This is a genomic window from Haloferax sp. S2CR25 (assembly GCF_031624535.1).
GTDB lineage: Archaea > Halobacteriota > Halobacteria > Halobacteriales > Haloferacaceae > Haloferax > Haloferax massiliensis.
In genome coordinates this window covers 156,558-175,110 of record NZ_JAMQOO010000004.1, presented here as the reverse complement: position 1 = coordinate 175,110, position 18,553 = coordinate 156,558, and the positions used below count along the sequence as shown (strand labels likewise).

Below are 18,553 nucleotides of genomic sequence, written 5' to 3'. Positions count from 1 at the left end.
TTGGCTCGGTCTCGGCCTACTCGTCGAACTCGCGCTCGTCGCCGACGAGTTCGCCCAGTCGCTCCGCGCCGGCTCTGGTCCCCTTGGCGATGATGAGGTCGCCGCCGTGGAGCCGCGTTTCCGACCCCGGCGAGACGACCCACTCGCGGCCGCCGGCCCGGCGGACCGCGATGACGCGCATCCCCGTTTCGGTCTTGACGCGCCGGTCGCCGAGGGTCGCCTCCGCGAGGTCGCTTCGGGGGGCGACCCGCAGGCGGATGATGACCTCGTCGGACTCCTTGACCGCGGCGGCGACGACCGGGTGGGCGTCGATGCCGCGGAGGACGCCCTCCGCGATTTCGAGCGCGGCGTCCGAAATCATCTCGGTCGCGCCCGCCAGTTGGACGAGGCCGCGGAGCGACACGGGGTCTTCGACCCGGCTCGCCGCGCGGAGCGTCCACGCCTCGAACCGGGACTTGAGCGCGTCCACCTCGGCTTCGAGCTCCTCGACCTCCTCGGCGACGCCCTCGCTGTCGAACAGCACCGCGCCGTAGGCGAGGTCGACGGCGAGTTCGCTCATGTCCTTCATCAGGACGATGGAGTCGACGGCGCGTTCGAGGTCCTCGATGGTCGGCTCGGGCACGTCCGGCGGGTCGTACCGGAGGCCGGTGGCGGCCTCGTGGACGGTCTGGAGGCCGTCGTCGCGGCCGCGGAGGAGGAGCACGTCGCCGGCGCGGAGCGTCGTCTCGTGGTCGGGGTTCGTCACCCACTCGCCGGCGCGATGGATGGCGACGACGCGGACGCCCGTCTCGGTCTCCATGTTGATGTCGCCGAGGTCCCGGCCCGCGTACGGCGACTCGTCGGTGAGTTCGCACCGAATCGTCGTCTCGACGGCCTCGGGGAGCGCCGCGCGGATGGCGTCCGGGAGGCCGATGTCCTCGATGACGACCTTGGCGATGTCGCCCGCGGCGTCGGAAATCTTCTCGGCCGCGCCGACGACGCCGAGGACGGGCGCGAGTTCCTCTGCGTCTTCGGGGCTGCGGGCGGCCATCATCAGGCTCATACGCGCCTGTAGCTGGAGGATGTCCATCCGCTCTTCGAGGTCGAGGACCTCGGCCGCGAGGTCGTCGTTCGCGTGGAGGACGGCGGAGTACGAGAGGTCGATGAGTAACTCCGCGGTGTCTTTCATCTCGGCGAGGACGGCCTTGACGCTGACAGGCTCGTACTCGATGTCCTCCGGATTCATGCGCCCGGCTTCACGACGGGACGGCAAAAGGCTTGCCAGGAATAGTGGTGCCACCGTGGTTCGAGAGAACTACGCCGCCGACGTATATGACTGCGCGGGTCGTCCGAGCGGCGCGTGCGACCCGCTCGGGAGCCCCGTATAAGGGGGCCGGAAATGACGACAATTGTCGAACACTATTTTAGACACCGACTGTCCGCGAAACCGACAGACGGGACTGCCGTCGTATGTGTATGGCGGTCGATAACATATGAGTGAAAACGGTAACGCTTTTTTGATATGGTAGGCAACGTTTTGGGTATGTCAGGCGAACTGAAGCGGGGGCTGGAAGGTGTGCTGGTCACCGAATCGAAGCTCAGTTTCATCGACGGCGACGCGGGACAACTCGTTTACTGCGGGTACGATATCGAAGACCTCGCACGGGACGCAAGCTACGAGGAAGTGCTCTATCTCCTGTGGCACGGAGAGCTGCCGACGCGGGAGGAACTCGACGCGTTCTCCGACGAACTCGCGGCCCACCGCGGCCTCGACGACGGCGTCCTCGACGTGGCGCGCGAGCTCGCAGAGCAGGACGAGTCGCCGATGGCGGCGCTCCGAACGCTCGTCTCCGCGATGTCGGCGTACGACGAAAACGCCGACTTCGAGGACGTGACCGACCGCGAGGTCAACCTCGAAAAGGCAAAGCGCATCACCGCGAAGATGCCGTCGGTGCTGGCGGCCTACGACCGCTTCCGTCGCGGCGACGACTACGTCGAACCCGACGAGAGCCTGAATCACGCCGCGAACTTCCTCTACATGCTCAACGGCGAGGAGCCGAACGAGGTGCTCGCAGAGACGTTCGACATGGCGCTCGTGCTCCACGCCGACCACGGCCTGAACGCCTCGACGTTCTCCGCGATGGTCACGTCCTCGACGCTCTCTGACCTCTACAGCGCGGTCACCTCGGCCGTCGGCACGCTCTCGGGGTCGCTCCACGGCGGCGCGAACGCGAACGTCATGCGGATGCTGAAGGACGTCGACGACAGCGACATGGACCCGACCGAGTGGGTCGAAGACGCCCTCGACCGCGGCGAGCGCGTCGCCGGGTTCGGCCACCGCGTCTACAACGTCAAGGACCCGCGCGCGAAGATTCTCGGCGCGAAGTCCGAGGCGCTCGGCGAGGCCGCCGGCGACATGAAGTGGTACGAGATGTCGGTCGCCATCGAGGAGTACATCGGCGAGGAGAAGGGTCTCGCGCCGAACGTGGACTTCTACTCCGCGTCGACGTACTACCAGATGGGCATCCCCATCGACCTCTACACCCCCATCTTCGCCGTCTCGCGCGTCGGCGGCTGGATAGCGCACGTCCTCGAACAGTACGAGGACAACCGTCTCATCCGCCCCCGCGCCCGCTACACCGGCGAGAAGGACCTCGACTTCCCGTCGGTCGACGAGCGATAGGCGACGCGTCGCACGCGACTTTTTCCCGTTCCCCGTCACCCGGAGCGACGCGTCGCCCGCCGGGGGCGCTCCCGCTTCCGTCTCCGCCGTCCGTCGTCCGAGCGCGCCTCGCTCAGTCGTCTTCGCCCACGTCGTCGACGCCGACGCTCCCGCGTTCGACCATGAGCGAGTCGGCGTGGCCCGCCCAGTCGGCGTAGTAGAACGCGACGAGCGCGAACAGCCCCATCCACGTGAACGACAGGACGATGCCGATTCGCGCGCCGAGCGGGCCGTAGTCGAACACGTCGACCAGCAGGTACGACAGGCCGACGAAGAAGCCGAACACCCCGGTCAGCCGGGCGACGAAGGGGATTCGCGTCGCGCCCGCGCCCTGGAGCGACCCGGAGAGGCCGACGAAGAGCGCCAGTCCCGGCGCGGCGAGGCCGTAGGCGACGGCGAACTTCACGGCCCACTCGATGTCCGCGCCGCCGCCGGAGCCGAGGAGGCCGACGACGGGTTCGGTGAACGCCGCGAGCAGGAGACCGATACCGCCGACCGAGACGACAGACAGGAGCGCCACCGCCTCGCCCTGATACCGCGCGGCCTCGCTGTCGCCCGACCCGAGCGCCTGTCCGACGAGGACGCTGGCGGCGACGTTGTAGCCGCGCGCCAGCGGGCTGGCGACCTGCTGGTACACCCGGCGGCCGATTTGGAACCCGGCGTTGACGGCGTCGCCGAAGCCGAGGAGGAGCGCGTTGAACGGGAACTCCGCGAGTTCGGCGGCGATGCCCTCACCGACCCGAGGGGTGGCGATGCGCACGAGTTGGCCGGCGACCGTCCGGTCGCGGGGGCGGACCAGCGAGGTCGGCGACGCGGGGCGGGCGAGCGCGACGAGGAGCAGCCCCGCCGAGAGGACGTTCGCGGTCGAGGTGGCGAGTCCGACGCCCAGCACGCCGAGCGCCGGCAGGCCGACGAGGCCGAAGCCGAGGCCGACCGACAGCCCGATGTTGACGACGTTGGCGAAGACGTTGACCAGCATCGGCGTCCGGGTGTCGCCGACGCCCTGCAGCGACCGCGAGCCGACGAGCGAGACCAACCGCGCGGGCGACGTGGCGAAGATGACCGCGAGATACGTCGTTCCGAGGGCGACGGCACGGTCGCTCGCAGGGAACGCGCCGATGGCCGCCTCGCCGAGCGTGAAGCCGAAAATCAGGAACGGGATTCCCGCGAGGAACGCGAGGAGGAGCGCCGTCGAGATGGCCTCGCTCCGGTTGGCGTCCGCGCCGCTCCCCGTGTCCTGACTGGAGAGCGCGATTGCGCCGCCGCCGAGGCCGAGGCCGATGCGGAGCGGGAACCGGGCGTAGAGGTCGGCGAGGCCGATAGCGACGACGGCGGCCGGGGAGAGCGCCGCGGTGACGGCCACGTCGACGGTCCGCATCGCCGTCTGGGCGGTCTGCTCGGCCATCACCGGCCACGCGAGCGAGAAGATGCGCTTCCAGACCCGCCGGAGGCGACCGATGTTCATGCCGAGGCCACGGACCTCGCGCAGTTGACGCTACCGGAAGCGGCGGTCCCGTCGGTCGCTTTCGATGCGACGCGCGAATGCCGAGCGTCAGACGCGAGCGCTTGGTCGCCGCCGTCGTTCGATTTCACTTTCACTCCGGGTGGGGGACGTTTATATGTACGGGGACCAGAAAGACAGTTGCACGTCACACGCGTGCATTCCCCCTTTCCCCTTCACCGACCGGCGAGCGACGGCGACGGCGCGCGTTGTCGGGGCCGAGGCCGGATTCTCAACCGACGACCGTGAGGGTTGACATCACGCCCCTGATGCGGACCGGTTCCCGAACGATTAAACACAGACACGGGCGATTTCCGACCATGCTCACGCTTGACGACGTACGAGCCGCCCGCGAGCGCGTCGAAGCGGTCGCCCGGCAGACGCCGCTGGAGTACTCCCACACCTTCTCGGAGATGACGGGTGCCGAGGTGTACCTGAAGCTCGAAAACACCCAGCGCACGGGGTCGTTCAAGATTCGCGGCGCGACGAACCGCATCACGACGCTCTCCGACGAGGAGAAAGACGCCGGCGTCGTGACCGCGAGCGCCGGCAACCACGCGCAGGGCGTCGCGCTCGCGGCGTCGCGGGCGGGCGTGAACTCGAAAATCGTCATGCCGGAGTACGCGCCGATTTCGAAGGTGAAAGCGACCGAGCGCTACGGCGGCGACGTGGTGCTCTACGGCAACGACTACGACGAGGCGCAGGCGAAGGCCCACGAAATCGAGGAGTCGGAGGGCCGGACGTACGTCCACGCCTTCGACGACGAGTACGTCATGGCCGGACAGGGAACCATCGGCCTCGAAATCGCCGAGGACTGCCCCGACCTCGACACCGTGGTCGTCCCCATCGGCGGCGGCGGCCTCATCTCCGGCATCTCGACGGCCATCAAAGAACAGTTCCCCGACGCCCGCGTCATCGGCGTGCAGGCCGAACAGGCCTCCAGCGCCGCGGACTCGCTGAACAAGGGGTCGATTCAGACCATCGACGAGGTGGACACCATCGCCGACGGCATCGCCGTCCGCAGAATCGGCGACAAGCCCTTCGAGGTCATCCGCGAGCGCGTCGACGAGGTCGTCACCGTCTCCGACGAGGAGATTGCGGTGGCGCTCACCTACCTGCTCGAACGCGCGAAGACGCTCGTCGAGGGCGCGGGGGCCGTCGCGCTCGCGGCGCTCCTCTTCCAGAAGTTCGACTACGAGGAGGACGAGGTCGTCGTCCCCGCGCTGTGCGGCGGCAACATCGACATGAACACGCTGACGACCGTGGTGATGCGCGGCCTCGTCGAGACGGGTCGGTACCTCAAGATTCGGACCGAACTGAAAGACCGCCCCGGCTCGCTCGAACAGCTCATCGGGATTATCGCCGCCGAAAAGGCGAACATCTACGCCGTCAGGCACGACCGCACCTCCCGGAAAATCGCGCTAAACGCGACCGAGGTCGAAATCGACCTCGAAATGCGCGGGCCCGACCACGTCGATTCGCTCCTCGGCGAACTCCGCGACGCGGGCTACGACGTGGAAGTCCTCGACTGACCGCGTCGCCGGGAGCGGCCGGGGACCGGGTTTGCGACCGGCACTCAGACGAATCCTGTGACCCCGATAAACACGAGGAGCGCGCCGATACCCCGGTAGAGCCAGACGGGTGCGGCGGACTCCCCGGACTCCTCCGAGGGCGAGCGGCGGAGGAACTCGAACCCGAACGCGTGGACTCGCGCGGGGAACGCGAGGTATGCGACGCCGAGAACCGCAATTCCGACGTGGACCGCCTGCCACAGGAGGTTCATGTGATAAATCCGAACTGTTCCGGCGTATGCTTGTCGGTCGGGGCGGTCGAGACGGTCGGGGGGCTGGGGCGGCGGGACGGTGCGTCAGCGACCGGAGTTCGTCCAAGACGGGCGCGTCGCGGGAATGAGAGTGCGTTCCTGATCCTCCGGCGAACGCCGACGAACGCTCGCTTTTTACCCATACAATTATGTCGAATTCGGGGGGTAGGACCCGTCTACGATGATTTTCAGTTCGTGGGAAGCATGCGGGGGTTGACCCTCCCCCAATACCAAGGCGTTTAAGAGGGAAGCTCCCGCCCCACTCCTCGGTTCGCCCCGTCGTCAGCGACCCGCAACCCACACCATGCTCGACCCAGTCATCGCCAGCCGGCTGCAGTTCGCGCTCACGACCATCGTCCACATCATCTTCCCCGTGATGAGCATGGGCCTCGCGCCCTTCCTCATCTACTTCACGTGGAAAGACATCCGCACCGACGACCCGGTGTACGAACAGCTCAGGCGGTTCTGGACGAAGATTTTCGCCGTCTCGTTCGTCGTCGGCACCGTGACGGGAATCGTCCTCGAATTCGAGTTCGGGACGAACTTCGCGGCGTTCTCGACGGCGGCCGGCGAGCTGTTCGGCGGCCCGCTGGCCACCGAGGGGATGATGGCGTTCATGCTCGAAGCGACGTTCCTCGGGGTGTTCGTCTTCGGCCGCGAGAAGGTCTCCGACGCGCTCTACATGGTGTCGGCCGTCGCGGTCGGTCTCGGCACGTGGCTCTCGGCGGTGTGGATTCTCGTCGCCAACTCGTGGATGCAGACGCCGCGGGGGTACGAACTCGCCCGCGAGAGCGGCCAGCTCGTCGTCTCGCTCGTCGACCCAATCGCGGCGTACGCCAACCCGCGGTTCCCGTGGATGTTCGTCCACATGCAGAACGCCGCGGTGCTGTCGGTCGCGCTGTTCATGGCCGGCGTCGCGGCGTACCACGTCTGGCAGCGCGGCATCACCGCCGACGACGACCGCGAGGGCGCGCGCTTCTGGCGAAAGACGCTCAAAATCGCGCTCGTCGTCCTGCTCGTGACCGCGCCGTTTCAGGCGATTCACGGCGACGCCTACGGCCGGCACGTCTACGAGACCCAACCGCAGAAGTTCGCCGCCATGGAGGCCGTCTGGGAGACCGACAGCTACGTCCCCGAGTACATCTTCGCCGTCCCGACGAGCCTCGACGGCATCACCGACCCGCGCGCGAAGGAACTGTTCGGCATCGGCATCCCCGGCGGGGCGTCGTGGCTGGCCAGCGGCGGCGACCCGCAGGCCGAAATCACCGGCCTGAGCGAGTTCGACACGGAGGCCCCGCCGGTCGCCGTCGTCTTCTGGTCGTTCCGGCTCATGGTCGCCGCGGGGTTCTGGTTCATCCTGTTGGCCTTCTGGGCGGCCTACCGCTGGTGGACCGACGAGCTGTACGACGACGACCTGTTACACAAGGCGTTCGTCGGCTCGTCGCTCCTCGGCATCTTCGCCGTCGAGGTCGGCTGGATTGTCACCGAGGTGGGCCGACAGCCGTGGGTCATCCAAGGCGTCCTCAGGACGAGCAAGGGGGTGTCGCCGGGACTCACCGGCTTCGAGGCGACGCTCACGCTCGTCGGCTTCGCCGTCGTGTACACCGGCCTGCTCGCGCTCTACACCTACGTGATTCGCCGCATCATCCGCGAGGGACCGCCGAGCGTCGACGAGACGGCGGGGGGTTCGGAGGCCGCCTCGCCCTCGGGGGTGACCGGCGATGACTGACTACGGCGCGTTCGCCACCGACCCGCTTTTCGGCCTCCCACTGCAGGAGCTGTGGTTCGGGCTCGTCTTCTTCATCCTCGGGATGTTCCTGTTCCTCGACGGCTTCGACTTCGGCGTCGGAGCCATCTTCGCGACCCGCGACGACGACGAGGAACGCGAGACGCTTCTGGCCGCCATCGGCCCCTTCTGGGACGGCAACGAGGTGTGGCTCGTCGTCTTCGGCGGCGCGCTGTTCGCCGCGTTCCCGGCGGTGTACGCGAACCTCTTCAGCCGCCACTACCTGCTCATGTTCGCCATCCTCGGGGCGCTCATCCTCCGCGGGCTCTCCCCCGAGATGTACGAACAGCGCCACGACGAGGCGTGGCAGACGTGGTGGGGTCGGGCGTTCGTCGTCGGCAGCGTGAGCGCGCCCTTCTTCCTCGGCGTGTTCGCCGCCCACTGGCTCCTCGGCGTCGAGTCGCTCCTGTCGCTGCCCGGCGTCGTCGTCGGTCTCGCCGTCGTCGCGCTCACCGTCGTCGCCGGCGTCGGCTTCCTCGCCATGAAGACCCGCGGGAGCCTCCAGCGCGACGTGGCCGGCTACGGCCCCCGGGCGATGGCGGCCTACCTCGCGCTCGTCGTCGTCACGCTCGGCTACCTCGTCGCCGTCCGCCCCGACCTCGGCGTCCTCGCACCGGTGCCGCTGGCGCTCGTCGTCGTCAGCCTCGCCGCCGCCGCGGGCTATCTGCTCTCGCTCCGCGAGGGGCGCTACACGCTCGCGTTCGGGACCGTACCGGTGCTCGTGTTCGCGTTCGTCGCGCTCGTGGCGACGCTCATGTTCCCCTTGGCCGACCCCGCGACCGGACTGACCGTCGCGGACGCCATCGTGTCGGTGCTCCCGCTGAACATCATGAGCGTCGCGTCGGCGCTTCTGTTGCCGCTCGTGTTCACCTACTTCGGCATCCTCTACTCGACGTTCAGCGGCCCCGTCGAGACCGGCGAATCGTACTCCTGACCGACCGCACCCGACACCCACACCAACCCATCCAATCATGGCTACGCTCCCCAACACCGAACCCACCGTCGAATCGCTCACCAAACCGCTGACCCTCCTCGGCCTCGGACTGGTCGTCGTCAGCGTCGCCGTCGCGGGGGTCGCCCTCCGAGACGGCGACGTGGTCACCGCGCTCGGGATGGGGCTGTTGTTCGCCTCGGGCGTCCTCACGACCGGTATCAGCCTCTCCGGGAAATCGGTGTAACCCGGCTGACCGCGGCGGGGACGCTCCGCCGCGGACCCGGTCGTTCCACCCTATTTTATGGCGTCGTGGCGAAATCCACCGCGTATGAAGCGCGTCATCGAGACCGACGAAGCGCCGGCCGCGGTCGGTGCGTACAGTCAGGCGACGACCAACGGCTCGCTGCTCTACACGGCGGGACAGATTCCGCTGACGCCGGACGGCGACCTCCTCGACGACGAGGACATCGCGACGCAGACGACGCAGTCGCTCGACAACGTGATGGCCATTCTCGCTGAGGCCGGCGCGGACGCGACCGACGTGCTGAAGACGACCGTGTTCCTCGCCGACATCGACGACTTCGACGAGATGAACGAGACGTACGCGACCTACTTCGACGAGGAGCCGCCGGCCCGCTCGGCCGTCGAGGTCGGCAACCTGCCGAAGGGCGTCGGCGTCGAAATCGAGGCCGTCGCCGTCGTCGACGAGGAGTAACGTGGCCCGCCGCGTCCGGTCCGCGCTCGCGTGGGGCGCAGCGAGCCTCCTCCTCGTGGGCGTCCTCGCGCAGGGCGCGGTCCTCCTCGGAGTCGGCATCGACGCGTCGTTCGGGGCGGTCGCCGCGGTGGCGGTCGTCGCCGGCGTCGCCGTCGCGTCCGTGACGTACGTCATCGAACCGCGACTCGAACGGAAAGGAAGGGCTTAAATTATCCAGGCGGGAACGTTGCGTTGTAAGCCAGGATGGCCGAGCGGTAAGGCGCACGCCTGGAAAGCGTGTTCCCTCTGGGATCGGGGGTTCAAATCCCTCTCCTGGCGCTTCTTCCGAACTCAGCTCTCGTAGCAGCGCGTCTCGTCGCGCTGCGGGCGGCGAGTCCGGGAGAACGCCGCCAGAGGATTTGAACCAAGGAGCGGAGCGACCGAGGTTCAAATCCCTCTCTCGGCGCTTCTCTGAAAAACCACAGCTTCGACTCCGACCGCACCGAGTACACCGACTCGAACCTCGCCCTTCGCGCCCAACACACATAGCCTCTCCCTCAATCGCCGGACGGCGGGAACCGTCGTGGGAGTCTATCGCCTCGCCAACGAAGGAGTAGCTACGTCGAAGCTGGAAGGGCACCCCCAGTTCGACGCGACCCAATTCAGGGCACCACCACCACCACAGACTCAATTCAGGGAATCACCACCACCACAGACCCGATTCAGGGAACCACCACCACAGACCCGACCGTATCAACTGTCCGGACAAAACATTCATCCCCATGGGATACGATACCACGATTGACAATGCCTGACACCAAGACCGGCCGCGAGAAGAAGGGCCTCAACAAGCGGACCCAACTCACCGAGCGGCTGTACGAACGCGAGTTATCGGTGTTAGACGAGAACGACGACGAGCCCCCGCTCGACGCCGCGAACGACGACGCCGAAGGCGAGTTCCTCGCGGACGAACTCCCAGAGGACGACTGACGACGCGGCCGACCCGGCCGCCGACCACGCGAATTTTTATCCGGCGCAGCAGAACGTGTGAGCGTGCACCACCGCGCGAACTACGCGACCGTGTTCATCGGGTCGCATCTCCATCCCGAAGGCGAGACGCTGGACCTCGACTGGGCGGACGACGCCGGAGACGAGACGGCGACGTTCGAGTTCGACGTCCCGACCGACGACCCCAGAGAGCCGTATCTCGGCATTCAGGCGTTCGACGTGGGCGAGTACGGCCACGAGATTCGAATCAACGGCGACCCGCTTTCGGGGTTCGACATCCCGCCGGGCGACGGCTGGCAGTACTGGGTCGACACCGTGACCGGGGCGCACCTCGTCGAAGGGACGAACACCATCCGCGTCGTCCGCGACGACGGGGGCGACGACGCGTTCGCCGTCGGGACGGTGACGGTCCACTGGAAAGAGCCGGTCGAGGAGTAGCGTATAAAGCGGTTCGGCCGGGGGCGAATTGTGGTGTGAAATGACGTACCATGCTTTTCCCCCGAACACCTCGAAGGGGACCTCAGTCGCGCGGTTACCGGGAGTACGCGCCGGACGCTCGGATTCCGGCCTCCGATTCGTCGGCGAAGCTTTTTTATAGAATCACAAACAATCAAGGCCTGTCTATGAGCCAGCGAATGCAGCAGGGTCAGCCGATGATCATCATGGGCGAGGATGCACAGCGCGTCAAGGACCGCGACGCGCAGGCGTACAACATCCGCGCCGCACGAGCAGTCGCCGAGGCGGTACGTTCCACACTCGGCCCGAAGGGGATGGACAAGATGCTCGTCGACTCGATGGGCGACGTCACCATCACGAACGACGGCGTCACCATCCTCAAGGAGATGGACATCGACAACCCGACGGCCGAGATGATCGTCGAGGTCGCCGAGACGCAGGAGGACGAAGCCGGCGACGGAACGACGACGGCGGTCGCCATCGCGGGTGAACTCCTCAAGAACGCCGAGGACCTCCTCGAACAGGACATCCACCCGACGGCCATCATCCGCGGCTTCAACCTCGCCTCCGAGAAGGCGCGCGAGGAGATCGACGACATCGCGGAGCGCGTCGACCCCGACGACGAGGAACTCCTGAAGAAGGTCGCCGAGACCTCCATGACGGGCAAGAGCTCCGAGCTCAACAAGGAGCTTCTCGCGGACCTCATCGTCCGCGCCGTCCGGCAGGTCACCGTCGAGGCCCACGACGGCTCCCACGTCGTCGACCTCGAAAACGTCGCCATCGAGACCCAGACCGGTCGCTCCGCGTCCGAGTCCGAACTCCTCTCCGGTGCCGTCATCGACAAGGACCCCGTCCACGACGACATGCCGGTCGAGTTCGACGAGGCCGACGTGCTGCTGCTCAACGAGCCCGTCGAGGTCGAGGAGACCGACATCGACACGAACGTCTCCATCGAGAACCCCGACCAGCTCCAGAAGTTCCTCGACCAAGAGGAGGCCCAGCTGAAGCAGAAGGTCGACCAGATCGTCGACTCCGGCGCTGACGTGGTCTTCTGCCAGAAGGGCATCGACGACCTCGCCCAGCACTACCTCGCCAAGGAGGGCATCCTCGCGGTCCGCCGGACGAAGAAGTCCGACATCCGCTTCCTCAAGAACATCACCGGTGCGACGGTCGTCTCCGACCTCGACTCCATCGAGGCCGCCGACCTCGGCCGCGCCTCCGTCCGCCGCGACGAGGCCGACGAGCTGTTCTACGTCGAGGGCATCGGCGACGACGTCCACGGCGTCACGCTCCTGCTCCGCGGCTCCACCGACCACGTCGTCGACGAGCTCGAACGCGGCGTTCAGGACGCTCTCGACGTCGTCGCGTCCACGGTCGCCGACGGCCGCGTCCTCGCCGGCGGCGGCGCCATCGAGGTCGAACTCGCCTCGCGCCTCCGCAACTACGCCGACTCCGTCTCCGGACGCGAGCAGCTCGCCGTCGAGGCGTTCGCCGACGCGCTCGAACTCGTCCCGCGCGTGCTCGCCGAGAACGCCGGTCTCGACTCCATCGACACGCTCGTCGACCTCCGCGCGGCCCACGAAGACGGCGAAGTCCGCGCCGGTCTGAACGTCTTCACCGGCGAGGTCGAAGACGCCTTCGAGGCCGGCGTCGTCGAGACGGCCCACGCGAAAGAGCAGGCCGTCGCCTCCGCCTCCGAAGCCGCGAACCTCGTCCTCAAGATTGACGACATCATCGCGGCCGGTGACCTCTCCACCGGCGGCGACGACGACGACGAGGGCGGCGCACCCGGCGGCATGGGTGGCATGGGCGGTATGGGCGGCGCGATGTGAAGATCGGCTAACGCCTTCACTCACTCGTCCCCCGACGCCTGCACCGCGCGACAGACTACGTTATTTTAGCGAGAACGCACCCCACACGGACGGAGAGCCTCGGCTACGCCGTCTGAATGGCGGCACGCGACGGAGCGGCAACCGACTAACGTCGACCGCGACATCGACCTCCAGTCCGACGGGAGCCGACCGCACCGAATCATCGAGACCAGCACAGTTGGATAAATCTACCACTTTCTTAGAAACAGTTGCAGTTGTGTTCAGAAATGGAACGAACTAAGTAGCAGGTACGGCAACGTGTCTCTATGCGCAAGACGCTGCTGTTGAACAAGGACGACGTTCACGAGAACGTCCAGATGCCGGAGCTCATCTCGGCCATCGAGGACGCCTTCGCCGCCTACGAGTCCGGCGACGCCCAGATGCCGCCGAAGTCCTACATCGACCTGCCGCAGTACAACGGCGACTTCCGGTCGATGCCCGCCTACCTCGACGCGGGCGACTGGGACGCCGCGGGCATCAAGTGGGTCAACGTCCACCCCGACAACGGCGACAAGTACGACCTGCCCACCGTCATGGGCACGATGATCTACTCCGACCCGGAGAACGCCTTCCCGCTGGCGCTGCTCGACGGGACGGAACTCACGATGCTCCGCACCGGCGCGGCCGCGGCCGTCGCCACCGACCACCTCGCCGTCGAGGACGCCTCCTCGATGGGTATCGTCGGCGCGGGCGTCCAGTCGTACACGCAGCTTCGCGCCATCAGCGAGGTCCGCGACATCGAGGAAGTCGTCATCTCGGACCTCGACGAAGAACGCGTCGCCGACTTCATCGACGCCTTCGAAGACGAGTTCGACATCCGCGCCGGCTCCATCGAGGAGGCCGCGAGCTGTGACGTGCTGTCGACCGTGACGCCCGTCGAATCGCCCATCGTCCCGCGCGAGGCGGTCGGCGACCACACCCACATCAACGCGATGGGTGCCGACGCCGAGGGCAAACACGAACTCGCAGACGAGGTGCTGTTGGACGCCAAGCTCGTCATCGACGACCACGCCCAGACCACTCACTCCGGCGAAATCAACGTCCCGTACAATCAAGGCGTCCTCACCGACGACGACATCTACGGCGCAATCGGCGACATCGTCCTCGGGAACCTCGACGGCCGCACCGACGCCGACGGCGTCAGCGTCTTCGACTCGACGGGACTGGCGATTCAGGACGTCGCGGCGGCGCACGTCGCCTACGAGCACGCGTTCGAAAACGACAACGGCTACGCGTTCGACCTCCTCGGTCTCGCCGAGTAAGGCCGCCCGACGCGACGCCGCTGGCATTCACCGTTTTCCTTTTGCAGTCCGATTCGGCGAGCTACGGGCTCGGCCCGCGCTGTGCGGCGAGATAGTCGAACAGCTTCGAGAGGACGTAGACGATGGCGATAAAGGGCAGAAGCGGGACCATCAGGACGACGAGGAGGAGGAACATCGTCCAGCCGATGGAGTCCATCTCGCTGTTCGGATGCGTTCGGGACCCCGGCGTGACGGTGCGGTAGGCCTTCTGTGCGAGACTCGGGGAGTCGTCTTCGCTCATGCGGTAGTGTTAGTTCGGCGAGAGGATAAATCGAGCGCCGGAGGGGCAGTCCGCGCCGGGGTCGTCGCGCGTTCGGCCGACACGCGGCGTTTCGGTCGCGGAGCGGGTTCGTCGAACCCGACTATTCGAGGTGGACCGCGGGGCGGAACGGAATCGCCTTCGAGGCGCGGTCGGCGGGGTCGACTATGTCGGGGTCGCCCTCGGCGAACACCTCGACCTCGGCGTCGAACTCGCGGGCGAGGAAGTCGGCGGCGCGCTCGTAGGTGTCGGCCTCGTCCAGTTCGAGTTGGGCGCGGAGCGTCGACTCGTCGCGGCCGCGGGTCTGGTCGACGAGGTCCTGCACGAGGTCGTTGACGTCGTTGCCCCTCTCGCGGAGGTCGGGGTCCTGCATGACCTGCCCCATGATTGCGCCGACGTTATCGCCGTTGTCGACGACCGTCTCGAACACGTCGCGCTTCCAGTCGGCGGCGACGTAGACGCGGATGGTGTCCGGGTCGGAGTCGGTCACGTCGATGATGTCGCGCACGTCCTCGGTCAGGCGCTCGACCTGCCGCTCTTCGAGTTCGACCGACTCGTCCTCGAAGGCCTCGTCCGGTTCGGGCCACGGCGCGTCCTCGGCGGGCGTGCCGGTCAACTGCTCGTGCAGTTCGTTCGTCATGAACGGGATGAACGGGGCGAGCAGGCGCAGGCGGGTTTCGAGGACCGTCCGGAGCGTCCACTTCGCCGCGGGGCGGTCGAGGTCGGTCCGGCGGCGGTACCACCGCAGCGACTCCTCGAAGTTGTAGAACGCCGCCTGACTTGCCGACCGCGTCTCGGACTCGTCCATCGCGGTCGTCACGTCGCGGACGGTGTCCTGCAGTTTCGACAGGAGCCAGCGGTCGACCGTCTCCAGTTCGGGCCGTTCGTCCGGACCGGGGTCGGCGATAATCTCCCGGGCGCGGTTCCAGAAGCGTTCCAGTTGGTCGTGGACCGAGCCGACGAGGTCGTCGCGCCAGTCGTAGTCCTGCCACGGTTCCGCGGAGTTGAGCAGGAAGAAGCGGACGGTGTCCGCGCCGTACTCGCCGATGGCCTCGCCGGGGAGGACGACGTGTCCCTTCGAGGACGACATCTTCTGGCCTTCCAGCAGGCCCATGCCCATGATGACGATGCCCTGGGGCCACTGCGGCTCGTCGAACAGTTCGCCGTGGTGGAACTGGTAGAACGTCAGGTGGTTCGTGATGAGGTCGTTGCCGGAGAACCGGTAGTCGACGGGGTACCAGTAGTCCCACTCCTCGCGCAGTTCGAGCGCCTTCTCCGGGGCGTCGTCGACCGCGTCGGCCCCGTAGAACAGCGCGTCGAAGAACTCCTGCGTGAGTTCCTCGGTCGGAATCTCCTGCAGGCGGTGGGCGATGGTGTAGTACGCCATGTAGATGGTCGAGTCCGAGAGGGGCTCGATGACGAACTGGTCGTCCCACGGCAGGCGGGTGCCGAGGCCGTAGTTGCGGATACACGGCCACCCGTTGAGCCAGTCGATGGTGTGGTGGTACTCGTCGCGGGTGTTCTCGGGGATGGCGTCCAGCCCGTCGGCCACGTCGTGAGCGAGCCCCTTCCAGTCCTCGTCGTCGTACGAGAGGAACCAGGTGTCCTGTTCGGCGACGACGACGTCGCCGCCGCAGCGGCAGACGACCTCCTCGGAGAACTCCTGCATCACGTCGAACTGGCCGGCCTCGACGCCGTCGGCCTTGTAGTCGTCGCGGACCTCCTCGACGAGGCCGCCGGCGTAGTCGCCGTAGAACTCCTTGAGCCGACCCGCGTGGAACTCCTTGTTGTAGAGGTCCTTCGTCGCCTTTTCGAGCGCGGGGTCGTCGGAGGACTCGATGCCGCGGTTCTCGACGGCCGACTTCGCGGGAATCTCGCCGTACGCGTCGTCCTCGGAGTCGATGTCGAGAATCGGAATCGGCTCGATGGCGGCCACGTCGGCGGGGTCGATGCCGAACGATTCGAGGTAGTCGGCGTCGGCCTTGGCCTCCTGCAGCGCCACGTAGTCGTCGGGGCTGTGGGCCGGGACTGACATGACGACGCCCGTCGCGTTGTCGGCGTCGACGAAGTCGGCGGGCAGGACGAGCACGTCGTCGCCGGTGACTGGGTTTTCGACCGTCTGGCCGACGAGTTCGGCACCCTCGACGGTCTCCAGAATCTCCACGTCGCGGGCCTGATACTCCAGTTTGTCGGCCGCGTAGTCGGAGACGAACCACGTCTCGCCGTCGACGTCGGCGACGACGTAGGTCGCCTCGGGGTCGATATAGGCGTTGGTCACGCCGCGGACCGTCTCGGGGCGCAGGGTCGCCATCGGGACGACCACGTCGCCGCCGTCTCGCTCCCAGCCGAAGCGGACCAGCGTGTACTCCTGGAACTCCGCGTTCTCGCCTTCCAGCAGGTCGTGGGTCGTGACCGGCTGTTCCTCGTTCGTACAGAACTTGACGGGGTGGAGGCCCTTCTCCAGTCGGCCGCGCTCGCGGAGCGTCCGGTACTGCCACTCGATGAACTTCGAGTAGCGCTCGTTGTTCGTGGTGAACTCGCGCCGCCAGTCCACCGACAGGCCGAGCGACTGCATCCCCTTCTTGTAGTGCTCCTCGATGAAGTACCGCGCCCAGCCCATGGGCGATTCGAGGTCCGAGAGCGTGTCCTCGGGGACGTTGTAGGTGTCCGTCAGCACCGAGAGCTGTTTCTCCTCGCGGTTTTTCAGGCGCTCGACCGCGCCGATGATGGGCGTTCCGGTGACGTGCCACGCGATGGGAAACAGGACGTTGTCGCCCTGCTGTCGTCGGTAGCGGGCGTACACGTCGGGAACGGTGTACGTCCGCGCGTGCCCGATGTGCATCCCGCCGCTGGGGTACGGATAGGGCACCGTCACGAACGTCGCGTCGTCGGCGTCCGCGTCCGGGTCGGCCTCGTATCGGCCGGACTCGGACCAGCGCTCCCGCCAACGCGCTTCGAGTTCCTGCGGGTCGTAGTCCATATCCGTGGTAGTGGTACCCCGGCCTAAAATAACTCCTATACTCGACTTGCGTGGCTGTCTGATTACGGCAGATATTGCCACTCGGTCGCGCGGGACAGACGGGGAAGCCGGGACGAAAAGCGGAGATTGAGAACCGAGCGGGGTAGCGTGCCCACCACCGGGAGACCAACGCGGGCGGCGAGTCAGAGACGCCCGCGAGCGCCGAAGCGACTCAGTCGATGTCGATGCGGCGGGAGTCGTCGGGTTCGACGTCGCGCTTGGGGAGGGTGACCGTCAGGACGCCGTTGTGGTAGCTGGCGGACGCGCCGTCCTCGTCGACCGACTCGGGGAGACGAATCGTGCGGCGGGCGGACTCGTGGCGACGCTCCCGGCGGAGATACTCGCCCTCGGCGCGTTCCTCGTCGAGTTCGCGCGTCGCGTCGACCGTCAGCGTGCGGTTGGCGACCGACAGGGAGATGTCCTCCTTCTCGTAGCCCGGGAGGTCGACGGTGACGACGATTTCGCCGTCGTGGTCGGTGACGTCGATAGCCATCTCGTGGCGGACCTGCGCCATCATGCCCGAGCGGTCGAACTGTCGTCCCATGTCGTCGAACTGGCGGGACATTCGCTCGAACAGTTCCTCGAAGTCGTCGAAGGGGTTGGTACGTCGCATCATGTGTGTTTTCACCGAGGCATATGGACGCCGTCTGAGGAGATAATCGTTGCCGGAACGTGGATAGCAGTTCGCACGGCTCGGGGGCCCGAGCGCCGGTATTCAAAAGATGAGCCGCGTCACTCGATGTCGATTTCGGTCGAGTCGTCGCCCGCGGGTTCGGCCTTCGGGAGCGTCACGGTCAGGACGCCGTTTTTGTACGACGCCGTCACCTCGTCGCGGACGACCTCGGCGGGGAGCGTAATCGTCCGCGAGACCGAGCGCTGACTCCGCTCGCGGCGGACGTACTGCTCGTCGTCGACCTCGCTCGACTCCTCACGGTCGGCCGCGATGGTGAGCCGCCGCCCGCTGACGCTCACGTCGAGGTCGTCCTTCTCGAAGCCGGGGAGGTCGGCGACGACCTCGATGGCCTCGTCGTCGTCGACGACGTCGAGGGAGATGTCTTGGAACCGACCGATACCGGACTCCTCGAACGACCGGCCCATCCGGTCGAACAGGTCTTCTATCTCGTCGAATGGATTTCGCTGCATACGCGCTTAGCTACGTCGCCGACGACAAAGAAAGATGTGCTCAGACTCACACGTTGAG

Annotated in this window: 18 protein-coding genes and 1 tRNA gene; 12 read left to right on the top strand and 7 right to left on the bottom strand. The window is 66.9% G+C overall.

Going from position 1 to position 18,553, the window contains the following annotated elements:
- Positions 1 to 16 precede the first annotated feature (16 nt).
- Positions 17 to 1,225, bottom strand: coding sequence for a TrkA C-terminal domain-containing protein (locus NDI65_RS11780; RefSeq protein WP_089779463.1), 1,209 nt, complete (start codon positions 1,223 to 1,225; stop codon positions 17 to 19).
- A gap of 297 nt (positions 1,226 to 1,522) precedes the next feature.
- Here NDI65_RS11780 and citZ point away from each other — a divergent pair, with 297 nt between their 5' ends.
- A complete protein-coding gene (citZ, locus tag NDI65_RS11775) occupies positions 1,523 to 2,662 on the top strand; it encodes a citrate synthase (RefSeq protein WP_089779466.1) in 1,140 nt (379 codons plus the stop codon).
- Between the two features lie 112 nt (positions 2,663 to 2,774).
- On the opposite strand, the gene NDI65_RS11770 is transcribed toward citZ, so the two are convergent.
- Positions 2,775 to 4,166, bottom strand: coding sequence for an MATE family efflux transporter (locus tag NDI65_RS11770; protein WP_089779468.1), 1,392 nt, complete (start codon positions 4,164 to 4,166; stop codon positions 2,775 to 2,777).
- 356 nt (positions 4,167 to 4,522) lie between these two features.
- Between NDI65_RS11770 and ilvA the strand changes: the two genes are divergently transcribed.
- A complete protein-coding gene (gene ilvA, locus NDI65_RS11765) occupies positions 4,523 to 5,734 on the top strand; it encodes a threonine ammonia-lyase (protein ID WP_089779470.1) in 1,212 nt (403 codons plus the stop codon).
- Positions 5,735 to 5,778: 44 nt separating this feature from the next.
- On the opposite strand, the gene NDI65_RS11760 is transcribed toward ilvA, so the two are convergent.
- Positions 5,779 to 5,985 (bottom strand): hypothetical protein, encoded by a 207-nt coding sequence (locus NDI65_RS11760; RefSeq protein WP_089779472.1) that lies wholly within the window; start codon positions 5,983 to 5,985, stop codon positions 5,779 to 5,781.
- 343 nt (positions 5,986 to 6,328) lie between these two features.
- Between NDI65_RS11760 and NDI65_RS11755 the strand changes: the two genes are divergently transcribed.
- From NDI65_RS11755 to NDI65_RS11710, 10 genes are all read left to right on the top strand, one after another.
- Positions 6,329 to 7,753: a cytochrome ubiquinol oxidase subunit I gene (locus NDI65_RS11755; protein WP_089779474.1), complete on the top strand. Its 1,425-nt coding sequence runs from the start codon at positions 6,329 to 6,331 to the stop codon at positions 7,751 to 7,753.
- On the top strand, positions 7,746 to 8,744 hold the full coding sequence (locus NDI65_RS11750) for a cytochrome d ubiquinol oxidase subunit II (RefSeq protein ID WP_310893679.1): 999 nt from the start codon (positions 7,746 to 7,748) through the stop codon (positions 8,742 to 8,744). Before NDI65_RS11755 ends, NDI65_RS11750 begins: the two co-directional genes overlap by 8 nt.
- Before the next feature lie 37 nt (positions 8,745 to 8,781).
- Complete coding sequence (locus tag NDI65_RS11745) at positions 8,782 to 8,988, top strand: hypothetical protein (RefSeq protein ID WP_007274912.1); 207 nt, start codon at positions 8,782 to 8,784, stop codon at positions 8,986 to 8,988.
- 84 nt (positions 8,989 to 9,072) lie between these two features.
- On the top strand, positions 9,073 to 9,459 hold the full coding sequence (locus NDI65_RS11740) for a Rid family detoxifying hydrolase (RefSeq protein ID WP_004970500.1): 387 nt from the start codon (positions 9,073 to 9,075) through the stop codon (positions 9,457 to 9,459).
- Between the two features lies 1 nt (position 9,460).
- Entirely contained in the window at positions 9,461 to 9,667 is a 207-nt protein-coding gene (locus NDI65_RS11735) for a hypothetical protein (protein ID WP_310893678.1), read from the top strand.
- Between the two features lie 29 nt (positions 9,668 to 9,696).
- Positions 9,697 to 9,777 (top strand) — tRNA-Ser (locus NDI65_RS11730).
- A 468-nt stretch (positions 9,778 to 10,245) separates the two neighbouring features.
- Positions 10,246 to 10,428 carry a hypothetical protein gene (locus NDI65_RS11725; protein ID WP_089779480.1) on the top strand — a complete coding sequence of 61 codons (183 nt, stop codon included), beginning with the start codon at positions 10,246 to 10,248 and terminating at the stop codon, positions 10,426 to 10,428.
- Positions 10,429 to 10,491: 63 nt separating this feature from the next.
- Entirely contained in the window at positions 10,492 to 10,884 is a 393-nt protein-coding gene (locus NDI65_RS11720; RefSeq protein WP_089779482.1) for a hypothetical protein, read from the top strand.
- A gap of 215 nt (positions 10,885 to 11,099) precedes the next feature.
- The gene (gene thsB / locus NDI65_RS11715; protein WP_089779952.1) at positions 11,100 to 12,734 is read left to right on the top strand and encodes a thermosome subunit beta; all 1,635 of its coding nucleotides are present in this window, start codon (positions 11,100 to 11,102) and stop codon (positions 12,732 to 12,734) included.
- Positions 12,735 to 13,039: 305 nt separating this feature from the next.
- Positions 13,040 to 14,035, top strand: coding sequence for an ornithine cyclodeaminase family protein (locus tag NDI65_RS11710; RefSeq protein WP_089779484.1), 996 nt, complete (start codon positions 13,040 to 13,042; stop codon positions 14,033 to 14,035).
- A 61-nt stretch (positions 14,036 to 14,096) separates the two neighbouring features.
- On the opposite strand, the gene NDI65_RS11705 is transcribed toward NDI65_RS11710, so the two are convergent.
- The 4 genes from NDI65_RS11705 to hsp14 (NDI65_RS11690) form a co-directional block, all read right to left on the bottom strand.
- Positions 14,097 to 14,315 (bottom strand): hypothetical protein, encoded by a 219-nt coding sequence (locus NDI65_RS11705; RefSeq protein WP_089779487.1) that lies wholly within the window; start codon positions 14,313 to 14,315, stop codon positions 14,097 to 14,099.
- A 121-nt stretch (positions 14,316 to 14,436) separates the two neighbouring features.
- Positions 14,437 to 17,313 (bottom strand): leucine--tRNA ligase, encoded by a 2,877-nt coding sequence (leuS, locus tag NDI65_RS11700; RefSeq protein ID WP_089779490.1) that lies wholly within the window; start codon positions 17,311 to 17,313, stop codon positions 14,437 to 14,439.
- 211 nt (positions 17,314 to 17,524) lie between these two features.
- On the bottom strand, positions 17,525 to 17,968 hold the full coding sequence (hsp14, locus tag NDI65_RS11695) for an archaeal heat shock protein Hsp14 (protein WP_089779492.1): 444 nt from the start codon (positions 17,966 to 17,968) through the stop codon (positions 17,525 to 17,527).
- Positions 17,969 to 18,084: 116 nt separating this feature from the next.
- On the bottom strand, positions 18,085 to 18,495 hold the full coding sequence (hsp14, locus tag NDI65_RS11690) for an archaeal heat shock protein Hsp14 (protein WP_008605294.1): 411 nt from the start codon (positions 18,493 to 18,495) through the stop codon (positions 18,085 to 18,087).
- Between the last annotated feature and the right edge of the window lie 58 nt (positions 18,496 to 18,553).